General features: G+C 66.2%; 10 protein-coding genes and 2 pseudogenes. 11 read left to right on the top strand and 1 reads right to left on the bottom strand.

Annotation, left to right across the window (positions count from 1 at the left end):
• The first annotated feature begins 16 nt into the window (after window positions 1-16).
• From AMK34_RS22210 to AMK34_RS22190, 5 genes and pseudogenes are all read left to right on the top strand, one after another.
• On the top strand, window positions 17-436 hold the full coding sequence (locus tag AMK34_RS22210; protein ID WP_158073303.1) for a hypothetical protein: 420 nt from the start codon (window positions 17-19) through the stop codon (window positions 434-436).
• A gap of 365 nt (window positions 437-801) precedes the next feature.
• Window positions 802-1,119, top strand: a pseudogene (locus AMK34_RS22205) (transposase); the annotation flags it as partial.
• A gap of 54 nt (window positions 1,120-1,173) precedes the next feature.
• Window positions 1,174-1,431: pseudogene (locus tag AMK34_RS22200) on the top strand (IS256 family transposase); the annotation flags it as partial.
• Window positions 1,432-1,548: 117 nt separating this feature from the next.
• Window positions 1,549-1,953 (top strand): hypothetical protein, encoded by a 405-nt coding sequence (locus tag AMK34_RS22195; protein WP_073846662.1) that lies wholly within the window; start codon window positions 1,549-1,551, stop codon window positions 1,951-1,953.
• Between the two features lie 49 nt (window positions 1,954-2,002).
• The gene (locus tag AMK34_RS22190) at window positions 2,003-4,633 is read left to right on the top strand and encodes a hypothetical protein (RefSeq protein WP_143202560.1); all 2,631 of its coding nucleotides are present in this window, start codon (window positions 2,003-2,005) and stop codon (window positions 4,631-4,633) included.
• Window positions 4,634-4,789: 156 nt separating this feature from the next.
• Here the strand turns inward: AMK34_RS22190 and AMK34_RS42295 are convergent, their stop codons facing one another.
• On the bottom strand, window positions 4,790-5,482 hold the full coding sequence (locus AMK34_RS42295; RefSeq protein WP_158073302.1) for an NPCBM/NEW2 domain-containing protein: 693 nt from the start codon (window positions 5,480-5,482) through the stop codon (window positions 4,790-4,792).
• A 217-nt stretch (window positions 5,483-5,699) separates the two neighbouring features.
• Here AMK34_RS42295 and AMK34_RS22180 point away from each other — a divergent pair, with 217 nt between their 5' ends.
• Genes AMK34_RS22180 through AMK34_RS22155 form a run of 6 tightly spaced genes read left to right on the top strand, consistent with a single transcriptional unit; the run spans window position 5,700 to window position 17,223 of the window.
• Complete coding sequence (locus tag AMK34_RS22180; protein ID WP_143202559.1) at window positions 5,700-8,396, top strand: VWA domain-containing protein; 2,697 nt, start codon at window positions 5,700-5,702, stop codon at window positions 8,394-8,396.
• Entirely contained in the window at window positions 8,281-11,562 is a 3,282-nt protein-coding gene (locus AMK34_RS22175) for a tubulin-like doman-containing protein (RefSeq protein ID WP_143202558.1), read from the top strand. The genes AMK34_RS22180 and AMK34_RS22175 overlap by 116 nt, the downstream gene beginning before the upstream one ends.
• A gap of 5 nt (window positions 11,563-11,567) precedes the next feature.
• Window positions 11,568-13,721: a hypothetical protein gene (locus AMK34_RS22170; protein ID WP_143202557.1), complete on the top strand. Its 2,154-nt coding sequence runs from the start codon at window positions 11,568-11,570 to the stop codon at window positions 13,719-13,721.
• Entirely contained in the window at window positions 13,722-14,711 is a 990-nt protein-coding gene (locus tag AMK34_RS22165; protein ID WP_073846656.1) for a hypothetical protein, read from the top strand.
• A complete protein-coding gene (locus tag AMK34_RS22160; protein WP_073846655.1) occupies window positions 14,708-15,796 on the top strand; it encodes a TRAFAC clade GTPase domain-containing protein in 1,089 nt (362 codons plus the stop codon). Before AMK34_RS22165 ends, AMK34_RS22160 begins: the two co-directional genes overlap by 4 nt.
• Window positions 15,793-17,223, top strand: a complete 1,431-nt coding sequence (locus AMK34_RS22155; protein WP_073846654.1) for a hypothetical protein — start codon at window positions 15,793-15,795, stop codon at window positions 17,221-17,223. Before AMK34_RS22160 ends, AMK34_RS22155 begins: the two co-directional genes overlap by 4 nt.
• Window positions 17,224-17,247 lie beyond the last annotated feature (24 nt).

Raw genomic sequence — 17,247 nt, 5'->3', positions numbered from 1 at the left:
GTGCCACCATGTGTTGGTGACTCGACTGAACCTGCCGCTGGACGACGGCTCGTACCTCGTTCTGACCGGACTCGCCGACAAGGGCTCATCGGACGAAGAGCTGTCCGGGAGAGCACACACGTTGAACGTGGCCGATTTTCTCAGGGATGCCGTGCTGGCCGGTGTGTCCGGGAACTTCAGCTACGACATGTTGAAAGCCGTCGGCATTCAATTGCGGTCCCGGGGACTCCTGGTAAAGCGCCCACAGCCCTCGGCCGCTGATGTCACTGAGACCGCTGTCCAGTGGCTCGAGTCAGCCGGTCACCCCGGGGTGCTGGTGTCGCGGGCGGAGCAGTTGGCGGACAAGTCCTGGTCTGTCGAGGGAACCGTCGTCCAGGGTCGATTCGATGCCAGGGTCGACCCTGAGGGACAGGTCATGCAGATCCGTGTCCGATGAGTGACTAAATCAGCCGTTGCCACAGTGCGGGCATGTGTTCACGCGTTCCGACTTCTTCTGTCCGCAGTATGCACATTCCACGCTGTCGGCCATGTCCGCCTCTTCCAGGTAGGTTGACGTATCCGTCGCGGCAGTGGTCTCGGGCGTTACACCGGAGCCGGGACGAGAAGCGCGCTGCTGTTCCGTTGGGGGTGGTCGTGCGAGGCGAATTTTGCTCCGCCCGTAGGCGACTCGTCTCTCAGAACAACGTCTCGCCCGAACTTCGGGCAGGGTGGATTCCGCAGATTTTGCTCATGTTGTAACGGCGCTGGCTCACGCAGCGAGCTAAGGGGCACGGCTGAGAGCAATTCCCGTTCTCTGCCAGAGATTCAGGCCCGGATGTGCACGGCCGACGCGGGCGTCCCCGCCGGCGCCCGAAGACGGTCTATGCCGACCGTGCCTACGACCACGACAGGTACCGCAGACGCTTACGCGCCAAGGGAATCGCCACCCGGATCGCCCGCCGTGGGCAACCTCACGGCTCTGGACCCGGCACGACCCGCTGGGTCGTGGAACGCACCATCGCCTGGTACCACGGCATGAAACAGCTACGCATCCGCTGGGAACGCCGCGACGACATCCACGAAGCCTTCCTCAGCCTCACCACCATCATCTGCGACCGCCACCTCAGCAGATTCCGTTAGGACCTCGGGACTGTAAAACGAGCGGTGCAACTCCCGATCATGGAAGTGCACCTGATGACCGACATAATGCCCGACGTGGAGAACGCTGAGGACTCGAAGCCCGACATGGGTTTGGACGGCTTGGACGAGCAGCTCATCGCGCAGCTGTTGAGCACTGCCAAGGCCAGCGGGCTGAAGCTGACCGGCGAGGGCGGGGTTCTGCAGCAGCTGACCAAGCGGTTGCTGGAGTCCGCGCTCGAGGGCGAGACCACCGATCACTTCGGCTATGACAAGCACGCCCCGGCCGGCCGCGGGACCGGCAAATCGCGCAACCCACCCGCCCGGGTTACGGAGTGATATCGCCTTGGTGGCCGGGTAACAGAGGCGTTGCCGCCGACGACACCTGTCCGGTGTTAGTGCTGTCAAACGTGAGTGCCGAGGAGGCGATCAATGGGGTTATTCGGCAAACGGCGAGATGATCCCGGCCTGCCAGCCGACATCGTCGAGCGAGTTCTAGCGTATATCCGCACGGAAACGCGCAGCCCGAACGCCCCGGCGTCGTTCGACGCGGCCGCGCTCATCTACCTGCCGCTGTACCCGCTGGCCAAGGCGGATCCAGCCGGTTTCACGGCGCGGCTGGCGGCGGCGGTCCTGCCGGCAGGGGGTGAAGCAGCACGCGGAGGCGCTCGGTTGGTATGGGACCTCATCGATGGGCCTGACCGGACCGACCCGAATTACCTGGCGATGCTGGATGCGGGCTTGATCTGGCTTCGATCGACCGGTGTCGGTATGGCTTATCTGACCGGCTTCGAGGTCGAGCATTGGCACACGACCCGCGGAGTGGGTAATTGGTGACTACGTTGATCAGGGAGTTGCGGTCCCCCCGGCTTACGCGGGGCCGGCGATGAGAGTGCCGCCCCCCGGACACAGCATTGGACGACGGCTGCCGCACGCCGGGGAGCTCTTCACGGATCGAGAGAGCGAGTCGCAGGCCTTCAAGACCGCGTTGGCAGAGTTCCGGCGGCATGTCGAGCGCGATGACGAAGCCGGGATCGCCCGCCGGAACGTTCTGACGTTCTACGGGTTAGGTGGCATTGGGAAGACCGCGCTGTCCGAACGGCTGGAAGCTTGGGTGGACCGCCGTCTTCCGCTGGTCAACGGGTGGGGACCGCCGCCGGCCACGAGGGTCGACGCCACCGCGCGGATCGACCTGCACGACTCCGCCGGGCAGGTCGATCTGCTCGGCGCCCTGCTAGCCCTGCGTGCCGGCATGGCGAAGATCCGCGACCGCTGGCCGGTGTTCGATCTCGCCTTCGCCGCCTACTGGTCGGCCGCCCACCCCGGGGAGGGCCTACCCCGATTCGCCGGACGAGATGAGGTCGGCGCAGTCATCGGCGAGACGGTGAAAGATGTTCTCAGCGACCTCGGCTCAGTGGTCGATTTGGCGACGGGAACCGGGGCTGGCCTCGCCGTGCGGGGCGTCCGGAAGCTGATCGGCGTACTTCGCCGACGGCGAGACCTCAAGATCGCACTGGACGCCTTCTCCGGATTCGAGGACTTCCTCCTGAGGTGCGCGGACGAACCCACCCCCACCGAACCTCAGCCGGATCTGCTCTGCGATATCGCCGCAACGCTGTCGTGGGAGATCGCCGCCCTCAGCCCCGTCCGGCTCGTCGTGGTGTTCATCGACACCACCGAACGGCTCAAGCTGGATCCCCGGCGGGTGGCGGAACGGCACCTGAACACGCTGATCCACGGAATGCCGAACGTGCTGTTCGTGCTGACCGGGCGCGACCTGCACGACTGGTACGACGAGACCAGGACCGAACTGCCTCACCGCGGACCGTGGACCTGGCCCGGCCTGGTGCCGGGGGCGGCGGGGGAACCGCGGCAGCACCTCGTCGGCAACCTGTCCCCTTCGGACACCCGGGAGCTCATCCGGGACAGCCGTCGCCGGCTCGCGCTGCCGATGAGCGACCAAGTGGTGGACGATCTAGTCACGGCCTCGCGTGGCCTGCCCCAGTACATCGAGGTGGCACGTCAAGTCGCGCTGTCCATCAAGGACGCCGGGGGGAACAGGCAGGTGCTTCCTGGAGATGTGACCGGTTCACTGAACTCTCTCGTCCTACACGTTCTGGAGGACGTACCGACTGACGAGCAACGCGCCATCCGAGGTGCTTGCCTGTTCCGGGTCTTCGACACCGGCTTGATTGCCGCGGCAGCGGACGTCGATCACGGTTGCGCCGAGAGGGCGGTTCTGCGGCCGATGATCGACCGGCACGAAGGGGACCGGTTCCCCTACCGGATGCACGATGCGGTGCGCGAAGCCATCCGCTACACCGACTTCCAGGTCTCGGGTGGGTGGTCGGAGCGCGACTGGCAGCTTGCCGCCGGCCGTGCCGTAGCCGCAGCGCGGCGGCTCCACGACAACGCCAAAAGCCGCGATGACAACGGCGGGATCATGCAGGCCCTCGGTATCGCGATCGGCATCGCGTGCGACCAGGAATGTGACATCGAACCGGCGGACAACCCCCACTATGCCGACTGGCTGTCGCGGGCCATCGTGTACTGCCCGTCCATTCAAGGGCTGCGCTCATGGGTTCCTGGTGCGAGCCGGACAGAATACGGGCGCCTCGTCCTCGACTTCATCTCCGCCAAGTCCGTCGAAACTCCCATGGGTGACCGGCTACGCCTTCTTCGTGGCGTGTTCGAATCCGATCATCCGCTCAGCCTCCCGGCCGGCCGCCATCTCGGCTACGCATTGAGGTCGCTGCGACGCTGGGACGAAGCCCTGTCCGTAGCGGACGAAGTCGCCCGAATCGCTCCAACCCCTGTGAACCTGAGGCAGCGGCCAATAACGCTCAGCATGGCCCGGAGGTTCGTGGACGCGAGGCAAAGCGTAGAGGACGCCAGTGCCAGCGAAATCATCCGGCCGGCAGGGTACTCGCACGGTCGGCCCGAGCGGTACTTCGCTGAAGCAGAGGAGAAAATCGCCCGTCTGAAAGCAGCCGGCCGGCAACGGGAAATGCTCGAGGACCGTAGCCTCAACCTCTACCGGAGAGTGTTCTTCAAAGGCGACGTCTCCGCGACGGAGATCACCGAGTCTCTAGAGCAGGCCGAACTGGTGGGGCACGTTATCGCGATTCGCAACACTCTGCTCGCGCTTCTCCTGCATCGCGAGGTGGACATCGAGGCACACCCTGTAGCCCTCGAGCGGCTGGAGACACTGGGCCGGACATCGACCGCGTCCGAGACGATCGACTTCCGGTACGCCTTCGCTGAATTCTGCGACGCCGCGATCGCGGGTGATCGGCTTCGGCTGTTCACCCTACGGAATGAAGGTCGCAAGATTCCCCGCCGAAGCCGTTCGTGGATTCCCGTCGAATGCTGCTTGGCTTCGGTCGGGTTGCCGTTGCCGGAGACGCCGACGCAGTGGCTCGAGCCCTATGAAGACGTGAAACGGCGTTGGGTGGGTCACCTGGACGCGTACCTCGCTCGCCACGGAGCGAACCGAGAAGTCATCCAGGCGCGTTAGCTGCTCGAATGAGAATTTGCCGAATAGGCTTGCCGCACACATGTAGACGTCCATAGGAGGAACCGCTCCCTACGAATCGAGACGTACGCCGTGAGCGCCGAGCAGACTACAACTGAGGCGGAAACACGAGATAGTTCCAATTCCGACAACAGGCTGCTATGGAAGCAGGGTCGGCTTGCCTAGAGCGACATCCGGCAGGACGTGCTGAACACCGCCCGCGGAGTCGACGCCCGCTTGCAACGGAGTCCGAAGTGGGGCGGGGGCGTAGAGGGCGATCCGCAGGCGCTGGGCACCTTTTACAGCGATTTCGATGGGCATGGGTTTCGTAGCCTGGACCATGTAGGTGCCTTTTAGTTGACCGTCCACGTCGATTTCGATTTTGGTCGATACGTCCGCGCCGGTCGACGGGATCCCCGACATAGCCTCGAATTTTGAATATCGGCCTCCAAGGTCGACTTCGTACGTTGCAGGTGATTTACCGTTGCAGTACAGGCTGCACGAGTATCGCAAACTGTCCTCATACCGCGCGCCGTGGATGGAGACGTCATCGAACTTGAGGTCGGTGTTGTTACTTCCCGATACCAATGAGAGCTCGGAGAGAGATGTGCTCCGCACTTCCTGAGCCGGCGACGAGGACGGCGCCGACGCCGGGGTGGAGTTGCCCGGGTTGCCTGCTCCAGCGGTCGAGGAGACGGGCGGAGTGGGGTTCGTTGGCATCGCGGCATTGTCAGCGGTTAGCCAGCTGGTTACCACTGCCGCTGAGATTCCAAAGAACCCCAAGATCCCCAGGACGTCGGCGGTGCGCCCCAACCCGGTCCAGCCTTTACGCACTCGTTCGTGTTCGGCCATGCCCTCAGTGTGCGGCATCGGATTCGGTCCCGACCACCCACCTTGACAATCTTGTCACTCGCGCCCAGCCATGCGCATGTCACACCCGAAATACGTCACCAATAAACAGACCGTATCCGAACCAGGTGGCCGGATTTCTTGACTACACCGTTCGAGTGAGGTTCGCATGGGCAATTTATTCGCGTAACACTCAGGTTTACGTCAAAAGATATCACGCGTGATCGCTGCACATGACCCGCTAGAGGCCAAAGACCTGGTTATTGACTCAGTGAAGGTCGTCGAGTGCCCGTTGTCGTCGTTTCCGCTGCATTCCGCCGGTTCGGTCGTGCGGCTGTCGACGATCTTCCCTGTAACAGCGGTTGACGCGGGCCCGACTCCCAGGCTGTTCGATGTCGATGACGTCCACGTTACTGGAAAGGGCTTCTTCCATGCATGGGTCTCCGATTGTGTCGCGGGCGGGGTGATCGGGATGACCGTTCGAAGGAAATTGTCCTGCAGTCGCCTATGGCACGTTCTCGCATTATCGCCAGTACTGCCGTTACTGGCGCCCACTGTGGTTTCCGGGCAGGAGTCACAGGCCGCACTTCCGGCACTCCAGGTCTCGATACTGGTAGACGAATCGGGAAGCATCAACGAAGCCGATGTTGTAAAGGAGAAGGAAGCGGCCCGTACGATCGCGGGTGGTGTGCTGGCGCCCGGATCGGTCGTTTCCGTGATCGGTTTCGGCAGTTCGAACGGCCCGGGACAGAGCCCGGTCGACGTCGTCTGCCCACCGACCCTGTTCGACTCAGCCCAGAAGCGCGACTCGATCGCGAACTGCATCGGCGGTCTACACCGGCGGACACCCGCTGAAGGCGACGACACCGACCACGTGGCCGCACTGCAGCAAGCGCAAACGTTTTTTCAGGCGAACGGGCCACAGAAGAAGGTTATTTTCCTGCTGACTGACGGCAAACTTAATGTGGCGAACAGCCAGTTCTGGGGCGACACACCGCAACGCCGGAACGCAGCTGCGAGTGCAAAGCTGACCGAAGTGCTCGGGCAGCTCGGCGGGGCCGGCGTGCAGGTGTGGCCGTTCGGGTTCGGTTCGGTCGACCAGAGCGCGTTGCGCGGCTTCGCGCAGGGTAAGAGTTGCACGCCGGCCGCGCGTGACCCGCACGAACAGACCACACCGACGTCGGCAGATCTCATCAAGGCCGTCAGCGAGGCCCTCAGTTCGGCGAGCTGCGTCAAGTACGAGTCGCCCGCCACAGGCCGGGTGCCGCAGGGTGGCGCCACCGACCTGACCGTGACCATTCCCACCGTCGCCAGCGACGCTTCGATCCTGGTCTACAAGCGTGATCCCCGCATCCAAGTCGAGTACTGGGCACCGGGAGCGACCACGCCCGTCTCGGCGACGGGCCGCTCCGCGGGGGGATCGCACTTCGAGTTCGTCGGACAGACCACCGAGACGGAATCACTGCGGATTACCGACCCCGAGCCGGGCGAATGGCGGGTCCACCTCTCCTCTGGTGACGTGCCGACACAGGACGTAGCCGCCACGGTGGTCTACCAGGCTGCGGTGAAGACTTACCTGAACGTCAACCCGCCTCAACCCTCCCCCGGCCAGACGGTCGCGGTCGAGATGCAAGTCTGGGCCCGGGGCCGCGCGATTACGGACGCGAACACTCTGCAGGACCTCACCTTCGTGACCGCCGTCAGCGGTGCCGGCGCCCCGGCACAGGACTTGCCGCTGGTCGATGACGATCACGACGGGACGTTCACCGGACAGTACAAGGTGCCGGACAAGGCGGCCGGCGAGCTGACCTTCACCGGCAAGGTCTCTGGGATCGGCATCGGCGGTGATACGCGCGTCTTTCCGGCACGCATCCGGAGCAGCCCGGCGACGGTCCAGGCTCAAATCCTTTTCAACACCAACGAAGCGGCGGTCACCCCTGGCGCCTCGGTCTCGGGTTCCGTAGCGGTTGCCAACGACTCCGGGAAGGCGACGCGGCTGCGACTGGAAGTGGTGGAACCGACGCAGGGCACGACACTGACCGTCGACCCCGGGATCGTCCAAGCGGCCCCCGGCCAAAGCACAATGCCGTTCACACTGCACTTCGGTGCGGGCTCGCCGCTCGGCGGGAACGGCGCCAAGCTCCGGCTGGTCGACGACGAGAACCCGCAGATCGTCGTCGCGGAACGGCTCTACGCCGTGACTATCGCCCCGGCGCCAGGGCTCGTGCAAAAGTACTTTTGGCTCCTCGTTGGGCTGGCGGCCCTGCTCGTCATGGCACTGGCGTTGCTGTATTTCCGGTTGCGGGCACGCCGCGACGCCTGCAGTGTGCGGGGCCTCAAGGTACGGCTGCTGCATCGCGACGACCCGCGGCCCGAACTAGAGCCCCGCGTACCGGGCAGTCGGCGGTTCCGATTCGTCGTCCGGACCGACTTCATGGGGCCACAACTGCACGAGCCGGAACCCGGCGACGCGAGCTTCTTCGAAATCCGACGCGCCGGACAGACGATCGAGCTGGTCGCTCCCGGAGCGGCGGCCGTCCGGCTCCTGCCCAGCCAGCGGCAGGAGATCGGCCCCGACCTCGCGATCGTGATTCTCGACGAGCGCGGGAGTGCCACCGGCCCAGTGCCGAGCGTCCCGGTCACCGGTATCGGGTACGACCCCTTCGGCGGCGCCGCGCCGGGACTGTCGACCGGAGTGCCCACCGAGACGATGTTCGACACCTCCCCGACGGCGGAACCCTCACCGCCGCTTGCGCCCAATCCGTTCGCGGCGGCGGTCAGCGGGACAGGCGACGGCGACGGTGCCTTCCCCGCACACGACGACCCATTCGGCGAGGACTCCGTCCGGGGCGAGCCATCCGCCGACGCCCACCGGCGCGATTCCGCGCCCCTCGATCCCTACAACCCGTTCAGCTGACTGTGAGGACGTTGTCGCGATGAGGATTTATCAACCTATGCTGTTCGTGGGGCTTGGCGGAACCGGCTGCAAGGTCGGTGCCGAGCTGGAAAAGAGACTGCGCGAAGAGCTCTGCGGACCGGACGGCACACGGCTTCTCTCCGACATGCAGGATTCACACTTCCTGCCCTATCAGCTGCCTTCGTGCCTGCAGTTCGTCTATGCCGACCTCAGCGCGAACGAACTCCAGGGGGTTCGCCGCGAGGTTGTGCCCGGCCGGGAACACGAGCAGGCGGCGCGTCGGACCATGCACCTCATCACCGACCTGGTGCCGGCCCGGCTCGCGAACTCGGCCGACGTGGCCGAAAGCCTCCGCATCAACATCAAGGAGGAGGAAGCCATCCGTTGGCTGCCGCCGCGGGAGACCGACCCGCTGATTGGCCCTCTTGTGCTCGGCGCCGGCCAGCTCCCCACAGTCGGGCGAGGGGTCCTGTTCGAGACGCTTCGGCGCAACCCCGACACGGCACTGCTGGCGATCAAGGACGCGCTCGCCGCCATCAACAAGTCCGCGGGCGAACTGCATGTTCTCAGTGGTCGGCGGACCCAGCGCGTCAACCCGGTGATCGTGTTCGTGGCGTTCTCCGTCGCTGGCGGCACGGGCAGCGGTGTCTACTACGACTACCTGCATCTCATCGGCGAGCTGATGCAGCGCGGTGGGAAGAACGCTGAGATCTACCCGCTGGTCCTGATGCCGTCGGCGTTCGACGGCGGCCAGGGCGGTGGCCGCGCGGCCGACCTCAACGCGGGGTCCGCGCTCGTCGATCTCTTCCGTCTAGTGGATGACCAGAACGCGCATGGCTCACCCGAGGTTCTGGACTCGCACGGCACGCGGGGTGCAGTGTCCGTGCACTACCCGCAGCTGGAACAGGTCCAGCTGGCCGCGAACACCGTCCAGACGGCGTTCCTCTTTGGCCGCCCCGTCGGCGGTGTGGGCCGTGACGATCTCCACCGTTCGATGGTTTCCCTGGTGACGTCGTTGATCGGCGCGGGCCCGTCCGGCCCGGACGAGGAGGACGACGGTTCGAACCGGCTGTACCAGTCATTCGCGGATGGCTTCATCAATAGTCAGGTCGATCGGCACGCCACCGCTGACACCGGTATCGGCCGGCGCGGTGTGACCACCAGTGCGGTGGCCGCGCTGACCATCCCGCTCCTGGAACTCACCGACGTCGTCAGCTCGCACCTGCTCGCCAACGCGATCAACCAGTTGCGCGTGCCGCCTCTTGCCGCGGAAACCAACAAGAACCACATCCGGCGCTTTGTCACCGCGTCCGGCTTGGACACGCTACTCGAAGCGATCCCGGCGCGGCTCCCGCCTCAGGGCTCTCCCGTCGGGTACGGGCCGGTCCTCGCGGCACTCACTGAACGCGCCAACGCGATGAGCGCGAACATCGACCGCGGGCCGGAACTTCTCGCCGCCCCGGTCGCGAACCTGGCACAGGCTTTCGATCCCGTTGCCGCGGCAGGCAAACTCCTGAGCGACATCGACCTGTTTCGCCTGCAGCGCAGCCTGTTCGGGCACCGTGACTTGACCGATCCACTGGACCAGAACGGTTTCCGGACGCTGCTGGAAGGCTGGCGTTCACCACCGCCGGAACCGCCGGGCCTGACCAACGCGGCGCCTCCCCTGCCGAACGAACTGCGTCGCAAGAAGATACAGCTCCAGCGCGTACGAATCACCGACAGTCCCGCGCAGGCCGTAGTCCGTTTGCAGGACACCTGGTACACCTGGCAGACACGGCGGATCTGGAACGCCGCCTGGAACAACAGCCACCGCCTGTGGAGCCGGCCATGGCAGGCGTTCATACACGAATTCGAGGGCATCCACGACCAGTTCGTCCAGCATGCCCGCACCGACCCGCAGCAGTTCGACCAGCGCGCACAGGATCTCTACAAGTCTCGGGTCGGCGTCGGGTACCTGCTGCCGCCGGAGAACCTTGGCCTCGAAGGCTTCTACCTGACCGTGCTCGAACGGCTGAAGCACAGTTTCTCCCAGCACCTCGAGGCCCACGCTCGGGAAGGTGAGATTCTCAATCTGCTGCTGGGCAAGGAGGGCTGGGTGACCGCATACGAGAAGGGCAGGCGCGACCCGGAGTCCGCCGTCGCCTTCGTGCGCCAACGGATCAAGCAGGCCGTGACCGAGCAGGTTCGGCCGAATGACCGCGGCATCCCGGCACTGGTCCCGCGGATGGAGGACCTGCTGGCCAACGCGGTTCAGCGGCGGGACCGCACCGTCACCGACGGCGACCTCAACCGTTTCCGGCAAAAGCTCGCAGAACTCGTGCCCGGCGGCTTCGCTCCAGACGGCCGGGCTCCGCTCAAGGCACTGTTCACCTATCCGGCCGCGCAGGAGAACGAGGAGGTCGAGCGATTTCTCCGCCGCGAGGTCTCGCTGCCGTCCGACATGATCGGCGAACCCGAGTTCCGTGCGGTGCAGTCGGATTCGATGGTCGTCGTGTTAACTCGTAGTTCGATGGGCATCACCGAGGTGCCCGAATTGCGCCGCGTGGTCAAGCTCTGGTCGGAGGCACAGGGGCAGCCGCAGCCGCAGGACACCCTGCCCTGGCGGCGACGGTTGAGCCAGGACACCGACTACCTGCTGATGGACGGCCGCGACCAACGGCAGATCCTGCACCGGCTGCTCTGCGCGGCCTGGGACGGCCGAATCGTCGTCGACGGCGACCCGGCGAGCCCTCGCTCCATCAGGGTTGAGCTGGGCGGCCGGGACGCGGTGCCGATGAAGCTGGAGCTCGCGCCGCTTGGCGCGCTTTCGTCGTGGGCGAGCGTCCTGCAGGCCTACGAGCACTGGATCCTCACCGACGACCAGCAGGCCCGCCGCAGCCTCGCGGCCCGGTTGATGTCGTCGGCACCGGCGGGAGCCGCCACGTCGCCTACGCCGCCGGCGTCGGAGTTCACCACCATTGTGGATCTGGCCCAGTCCGAGCTGCTGAAGATCAAGAGGGCCGAGGAGAACCGCGTGCTCGCCCGGGATCCACAACTGGCAGTCTTCCGCGGATTCTGGGCGACCACCTTGCCCGCGGCGCTCGACCAGGTCATTCAGGGCACGGCGAAGAATCTCGTCGACCTGCGCGAACTGGTGGACGCAGCGGACGGATTGGACGGATGACGCCGATGAGCACACCGAACGCAACCCTGCTGGACCTCCGTGCCGGGGCCGTCGGCCCACCGGCCGGGATCGGCGGCCGGGTGGTGGTGCTCGACGACGCCGACGCGCTCGTTGAGCATGCGGGAATCTACCTGTCCCTGGTGGGCGACGACATGGTGACGGCAGTCGTGTGCGTCGCGGTCGGCGAAGCGGATACGGACAACCCGCTCGACGGCGTCGTCCTCAGCGTGCCACCAGCCCTGCGGCACGCGACCGTCCTCTGGGTCGGCGACCAGTGCGGGGTCGACTGGGCGCCCGACAGCGGGCGGCTGCACACGGCCGGCGCTGGCGACGCACTCGACGACCTAGTTTCTGCGTTGCTGGTGCCCGAACTGTTCGACCGTGTCGTCGCCGTGTCGGACAAGCTCGCCGGACCGGTGACCAATCCCGGTATCCGACTCGTCTCCCAGGCCGTCGACCCTGCGGAGCTGGCGGCCGCCAGGGACGCCGCCGTGCGCTCGCTGTGCGCCGAGAACCAGTTGCCATCGCACGACCTAGCCGCAAAGATCCGTCAGCTGGACGCCACGCAGGATCCCGACGGCGCGGCGCTTTCCGGTGCCGTCGCCAGGGCGGGAGCAGAGGCGAAGCTCCGGCTGGACCACGTCGAAACGCTCGCCCGGGCACTCACCACAGCGACGGCGTTGTTCGGCTCCGGATCCCCCGCCGCGGACCTCCTCGAGCAGGCGGTGTGGGCGGGACAAGCGGCCGAGAACTACCGCCGGCACCTGGCCGAACTGGTGAACCGGATGGACAGCCACCTCCAGGTGGGGCACCCGCCGGTCGAAAGCGTGCTGGAGCTTGGGGTCCGAACCCCGCCCGAGGCACGGCGACACGAAATCGCCGAGGGCCTGCGCCAGGCGATCAAAACCCGGATCGACGAAGGCGCGTCGCTGCCGGCCCTGGCCCAAGAAACGCGGTTCGCGTCCGAGAACAGCCGTCCACAGGGCTGCACTACGGCGATCGAGGAGTTCGAACGCCACGGTCAGCTGAGCCTGGCCCTTCCGCCCGCCCCCCGCTGGCCGCTGCCACCGGCGGTGTTCCCGTTCGTCTTCCTCTCCTGTGCGGTACTCGCCGCCGCGCGGGCGGGCTGGCCCGGGTTGCTGGCGGGAGCTCTGCTCGCCGTCATGTGGACCGCCGTGGGGAGGCTCATGGTGCATCGCTGGCCGGGTCACGAATCCAGATCCGTCGTCGTTTCCACCTACGCCGTGACGGCTCTGCTGGGGGCGGGCGTCGGCGCTCTCGTATCCCGGGTGCAGGCCGACCGGCTGGCCATGCCGCCTCTGGCCACCGACGTCGTGACCGTCCTGACCGTGCTTGGCAGCGTCGCAGTGGTCCTGCTCGGCTGGCGCACGAACACGCGCCGATGGTGTGCCGAGCTGCCGGTCGCCGTACTCCGCTACCGCCTCGACGAACTGACGCGGCTAACCGAGCGCGCAGTGGTGTCGGAATGGCAGCCGATGCGCCGACGCCAGGCTATCGCCTCGGCGGCCGCCGAGGTATCTAGAGGGCTCGAAGAGGTGGCCGAGACACTTGCGAAGGCGCAGAGTTCGCTGGCCACCACGGTGAAGGAGGATCCCGCAGCCCGGCTGCGGCCGGTCCCGGCCGAACTGTACGACGTGGTCCACGGCGATCTCGCCGACCTCTGCCGTACCGCGCTCGCCCCAGCGTGGCCGGCTGCTGAGGCGACGCTGCGGACACCACCCGGTGGCTACTCCCAACGGCTTGAGTCGCTGCTCGACGAGTACCGAACCCACATCGAGGGCCCCGGTCTGATGATGGCTCCGCGGTTCAGCCGCGCTTCGGCGTCCCGGGACGCCCTCATGGCCCGCAAGTGGGCCGAGGTGCCGGAAGCACTCGAAGCACTACGCGCCCGCGTCGACGGCGACATGACCCAGCTCTGCCGCGGCGGACAGCTGAGCTACCTGAGCACGACGGCCGAGCCCGCCTTGGTCCGGTTCGCCCCGGCCCAGCTACGCCAGGTGCTGGAGCACGACGTCGCCCACCAGCGCCTTGTCACCGACCCCGGCATCGAGTGGAGCGCCGGGGAACTCGTCGGCTCGCTGCGGCTGCTGCCGTTGCGGCCCGAGTCCGTCCGCCAGGGGATCGGGGGCGGACACTAGATGAAACCGCCGACCGAGGTCGTGCAATGCCGGGACGTCAGCGGACGTTTGCGTGAGATCACGCTCACCGACCAGAGCGAGTTCGTCTCGCCAGGGGCGGCGTTGGAACAGCGGATCGTCATCGCCAACCAGCAGCGGCTGATCCGCAAGTTCGTCTCGCGGCAGGAAGGACGACGCAACTCCCGGCGCTACGCGCAGCTGGACAACGAGATCCGCGCCAGTGCCCGTCTCGGGCAGGTCTACACGAAGGACTACCCACCAGAACTCCCCAGGCTCGTCGCTTACAACGTCGACGCCGAGGAACCGTTCGTGCTGCTGCGGGCGTACATCGGTGAACCGGTCGCGGGCAGCGCCAGCGGATTCGACGACGAACAGCGCCGTCAGTTCGATCTCGGACTGCTCCGCGCTCTGCAGCTCATCGGTGCGGCCGGTGTGGTGCACGGCGCGGTGAGCTTCAACGCCGTCCGCTGGGAGCGCGGCCGCGTCCAGCTCGTCGACTTCGAGTGGGCGCAGCTCGCCGGCGAAGCGAGACGTGGCGGTGGGCCGCCGCCCCGCTCGCCCGAGCAGCTCAAGGGCACCGGCACCGTCGACATCCGTGACGACCTGTGGTCGGCTGCCATGCTCGTCCGCCGCATTCACCTCGGCGCACTGGCCGACAGCTCTTGGCCTGACCGGAGCCGAGATCCGGAGCGACTGCGTTCCTTGCTGTCCCCCATCTTCGACAACTCCGTCGAACAACGCCCCCACGCCGCCGAACTCCTCACCAAGCTGCGTGTGCGGAGCCCGCTCCCCCATCACGAAGACCCCGATGACGTCTTCAGCGCGGGCCGCAAGGAATTCGACCAGGCCAGCCTCCGCAAACGCGGGCCCGAGGCCGCAGGACCGGCACCGGAGCACTCCGGGAACGGGCACACCGGCCGGCGCGGCCGCTGGCGGTTCCCGTTCCGCACGACCGCGCTCCTGGCGCTGGTGACGGCGGTGGTCCGGTGACGACGACTTTCGGTCCCGGCCGGCTCGTGCGTTGCCCTATCTGCGCCGACGACTTCCGCTGGCCACAGGGCCCGACGGTCGCGGTCTTCGACGAAATAGCCAACGACTACTCTCCCGTCGACCTCACTCGGCTGTCCGCGGCGAGACGGACCGACACCATCCGCAATAGCTACCGGCAGTGCCCGAACCCGTCCGGCGACTCAAAACCGCATTTTCTGCCCGCAACGTACGCCGACCACGGTGACCCGCTGGTGATCGGTATGGTCGGAGCTCCGGCGTCGGGAAAGACGCACCTGCTGACCGCGATGATCCGGCAGGCCTACCTGGGCGGGCTGAAGGCACACGGGGTGACGGCGTCGGCGCTCGATTTCCGCCGCCATGAACTTTTCCGCAAGAACTTCATCGCGCAGTTCGAACGCGGAGCCGCATTGCCGGGTTCCCGCCCCGGGTCGATCGAAACCGACATCCTGCTGCTGAGAGGTTCTGGCGGCGCCCGTCCAGTGACGTTCTTCGACGTCTCGGGAGAAGACCTCGAAAGCACCGAAGTACAGAACCGTGCCACGCGGTTCCTGCTCGCGGCCACGGCGGTGATTTTCGTGCAAGCCTCGGAGGATCCGCCCGACGCGAAGGGGCCGCACGCGGTGAGCGAGAACCGGTCGTTCGAGCTGGCCATCGAACGGCTGCACGGTCTCTCGGGAAATGGTGCAGGGATCGCCGTGGCGATGGCAGTAACGAAATCGGATCGCCTGAGGTACCTGCCGCCCGCCGACCGCTGGCTGCGCCGGAACGACGACAGCACCCTGAATGCGGCAGACATCCGCGCCGAAAGCCGGGACGCCTACGCCTACCTGCAGCACATCGGTGCCGAGTCGTCACTCAAACCTTACGAGGCGTTCGCGCGGTGCGCCCTGCACTTCGTCTCCGCGAGTGGCGGGGAAGCGCTTCCAGTGCAGTTCGACGACCACACCAAAATGTATTTCCCACACGGGGTCCGGCCGGCCCGCGTCCTCGCGCCGTTGACCTCGATCCTGGCGATGACCGGCGTCATCTCAGGCCCCGAAGCACAGAAGGTGGGACTGCCGTGATCACTCCTCACCCGGACGAATTCCTCCACCAGGCCTTCTTTGGATGGTCCGACAGAGACAGATGCCAGACCCTTCTCGTCTCGTCGCTGTCCAAAGAGGACGAGCAGAGGTGGCTGCGGTTGCTGGAACGGTTCGTCAGACTCCAGACCGCCAGCGACATTCCACCTCCTCCGCGTGCTCTCTCATACTTCGTCTTCGGGGACTCCGCGGCGGTCATATGCCGGACATACCACGGCCATTCGGACGGCCGGACCAACGCCCACGTCCTGATCGGCCCGGCGGATCTCCTCGACACCACGGCCGCACTTGCCCTGGACACCTGGCAGGGCTGGCAGACGTCACAGCCGATGGTGCTGGAGCCGATCCCCGCGTCCGCCCTCGCCACGACTTCGGACAAGCAGGCAGCCGAGCAGCTCAGCCCCGGCATCCAGCGGCTCGAGCATGAACTTGCCTCCACGCTATCCCGGCTCCTCGACGATGCCTACACGCCATTGACCATTGTCGACTGTCCTGCAGAGGACCGGTTGCCGCTGCTCTGGGGACTGCGTGAAGCCGGGACGGAGTACCTGCCTCCCGATCAGCCTTGGACGTTCTCGACCTACGAGGACCGCCACGACGTCGAAGGGCTGCCACAGATCGTCTTCGTGCCCGTTCACCGGCCGAGCGCTGCCGTCGTCCGGCGCACGGTATTCAACACAAGCGTGCCACCGAACAGCCAGAACGCGCCGCTGGCCGCCCAGCTCGTGACCCGGTTCCTGCACGGAACACCAATGCCTGCCCAGAAACGCCTCGAAGAGCCGCACGATTCCGGGTCCGATCGGTCCTACTTCGACATGCCGTCGAAGGAGCGTCAACCCTTGTACGGAAAGCGGCCGGAAACCCGTCAAGCCCCACGGCACACCGGACACATCGGCCACGCCGACGGCCTGCTAACGGCGGACTGCGTCCAGACCTTCGAGCAAGAACTCCACCGTCTCGAGACCACTTGGCAACTGTCGCAGCAGCGGGAAACCCTGCGGAAGGACCTAGGTGCCGAAGCGCTGAGCACCGCAGCCCGGTTCGTCGAGGTCACCGCGCGGGAAGAGCTGCTCACCCGGCTGCTCGAAGTCGCGTACGGACCTGGTCTGGTCGACCTCGACGATCCCCGCGCCGCGGAGCACGCGATCAAGGTGGTACGTAACTGCCGATCAGAGCAACTCGCCATGATGATCGGCGCTCCCACCGGACGCAGGTTCCCCAATAAGGTCCAGACGGCGGCATTCGAACGCTGGACTACCGGCGGTGCCACAGTGCCCACCCGCCCGTCAGGCCGGGTGGCACAGGTGAACGCAGCGGCATGGCAGGCGAAACATCCCCCGATCGTCATGGCCATGGCCGGAGTTGCAATGCTTTTGATCGTGTATCTGCTCGGCTACTTGATGGGATAGCTACCTGAGCGTCCAGCGCCGGAT

The organism is Amycolatopsis sp. CB00013, assembly GCF_001905755.1.
Lineage (GTDB): Bacteria > Actinomycetota > Actinomycetes > Mycobacteriales > Pseudonocardiaceae > Amycolatopsis > Amycolatopsis japonica.
Note: the sequence above shows the minus strand (reverse complement) of the source record. Positions and strands in the feature narration are given on the sequence as shown.